The organism is Sphaerochaeta sp. S2 (assembly GCF_016406725.1).
Taxonomy (GTDB): Bacteria; Spirochaetota; Spirochaetia; order Sphaerochaetales; family Sphaerochaetaceae; genus Sphaerochaeta.
The window spans coordinates 1-1,457 of the sequence record NZ_JAEKNT010000328.1 but is presented as its reverse complement, the minus strand read 5'-3'; the positions used below and the strand labels follow the sequence as shown (position 1 = coordinate 1,457).

Sequence of the window (1,457 nt, the reverse complement as noted above, 5' to 3'; positions counted from 1 at the left end):
GTGTATGACCCAGATGCAAAGAAAGTAACATCCTTCCAGGAAAAGTTCCCATCAGCGAAGCAGGCAGCTTCCAAAGAGGAAGTGCTCAAGAATCCATCAATACAATTAATCGCTAGTGCCGCCATACCTTCTCTGAGGGGTCCTCTGGGACTGGATGTGCTTGATCATGGAAAGGATTACTTCTCTGATAAACCTCCTTTTACCACCCAAAAACAGGTAGCCGAGGCTCGAAGAAAGGTTGCAGAGACTGGTCGCAAGTGGTTTGTCTACTACAGCGAACGCCTCCATGTTGAAGCGGCTGTCTACGCTGAAAAACTGCTGAGTGATGGAGCAATAGGTGATATTGTCTCAATTCGTGGTTGGGGACCTCATCGTCTTTCAGCAAAAAGCCGTCCAGACTGGTTCTTTGAAAAGGAAAAGTATGGGGGTATTCTGGTAGATATTGGGAGTCATCAACTCGAACAGATCCTGCAGTTCAGTGGTGCAGAGGATGCCACATTGATCTCCAGCAGGGTGGGAAATCTCTACCACCGGGAGTATCCAGGACTGGAGGATTATGGAGATGCCTGCTTTACCACAAGCAATGGAGTTCCCTGCTACTTCTCTCTCGATTGGTACACTCCCGATGGTTTGGGCACCTGGGGAGATGGGCGAATGTTTATTGTGGGCACCAAAGGATACATAGAGCTACGCAAATATATCGATGTTGCTGCCTCCAAAGAGGGCGATCATGTGATTCTGGTAGATGGAGAGGGAGAAAAGCATTTTCACGTGGGTGGAAAAGTTGGGTTCCCGTATTTTGGTCGCTTGGTCAGGGATTGCCTTGACCGCAGCGAAACGGCAATGAAACAGGAACACACCTTTAGGGCGATAGAGTTGGCAATTGAGGCTGAGCAGAAGGCGGTGAGGATTCGCTAGGGCAGGCGTGAAAACCGCTCATTCCGGTTCTCGAAGTTTTGGAGGATCTCTATCCTCACAGTTATGAGAACCTCCAAAGCCTTTAAAAAGGACTGCTCACTATCTTTGCCTATTTATCCTTCTGTCCCATACACCTCTATTTGCGTAAGTGCTGGGAATGGGGAGGGGTCATCAGCCTTTTTCAGGTTGCAGAGCGTAAGACAGGTAATGGTTTTCTGCTGGACTGGGAATCGTTGGGGCAATGATGATTTCTCCAGAGAGAGGTGGGTGATATCCCCGTCGCTGTCTATCAGTGTTGCATCACTCCACCAGCTGTCATGTGGCCAGTCTGCCCTGAGGGTGAGACGAACCTCGTCTATGATTACCGGTCTTCCGAAATCAAGATGGAGCTCAGCTTTCGGGTCCTGGTTGATTCCCCAGCTTGTCCATGGATATTCTCCATGATACTCATTGGCAAAGATGCCATCGATGGCATTCCTGGCAGCAAAGACCATTTCTCCGCGGGTTTCAACGTTGGCGCTTGCATGGGGGAAGAGCCC

The 1,457-nt window shown here is 49.6% G+C and carries 1 protein-coding gene and 1 pseudogene; one reads left to right on the top strand and one right to left on the bottom strand.

Annotated elements, in window-relative coordinates; genetic code table 11:
- Positions 1-918: Gfo/Idh/MocA family protein (locus JF818_RS09525; RefSeq protein ID WP_198891780.1), on the top strand; the 918-nt coding region annotated here is incomplete at its 5' end.
- 113 nt (positions 919-1,031) lie between these two features.
- Here JF818_RS09525 and JF818_RS09520 read toward each other — a convergent pair.
- Positions 1,032-1,457, bottom strand: a pseudogene (locus JF818_RS09520) (carbohydrate-binding protein); the annotation flags it as partial.